Annotated in this window: 1 protein-coding gene; it reads left to right on the top strand. The window is 47.3% G+C overall.

Features of this window, described 5'->3' with window-relative positions; genetic code table 11:
* Window positions 1–598, top strand: a 598-nt coding sequence (locus tag LIZ08_RS10435) for a hypothetical protein (RefSeq protein WP_319637127.1), incomplete at both ends; no start/stop codon positions are given.

Genomic DNA, 598 nt, shown 5'->3' with positions numbered 1-598 from the left:
GTATCGACATCTGAGTCAGTGTCAACGTCCGAATCGGTTTCTGTATCTGAATCAGCGTCCACCTCAGAATCAGTTTCTGCATCCGAGTCAGCGTCTGAGTCAGAATCTGCGTCCGAATCAGTATCGACATCTGAGTCAGTGTCAACGTCCGAATCGGTTTCTGTATCTGAATCAGTGTCCACCTCAGAATCAGTTTCTGCATCCGAGTCAGCGTCTGAATCGGCATCTGCATCCGAATCAGTGTCTACTTCTGAATCGGCATCAACATCGGAATCAGTCTCAACGTCCGAATCCGTATCAACATCTGAGTCAGCATCAACATCTGAGTCAGCATCGACCTCTGAATCGGTATCAACGTCCGAGTCAGCGTCAACATCTGAATCGGTGTCAACATCTGAATCAGTTTCAGCCTCTGAATCGGTGTCAACATCTGAATCAGTTTCAGCCTCAGAGTCAGTTTCAACGTCTGAATCAGTTTCAAGTTCTGAATCGGTGTCGATGTCCGAGTCAGCCTCAACGTCAGAGTCCGTTTCAATTTCTGAATCAGCCTCAACGTCAGAGTCAGTTTCAAGTTCTGAATCGGTATCTACGTCCGAGT

This window comes from Streptococcus sp. 210928-DFI.4.42, from assembly GCF_020554365.1.
GTDB lineage: Bacteria > Bacillota > Bacilli > Lactobacillales > Streptococcaceae > Streptococcus > Streptococcus parasanguinis_S.
Note: the sequence above shows the minus strand (reverse complement) of the source record. Positions and strands in the feature narration are given on the sequence as shown.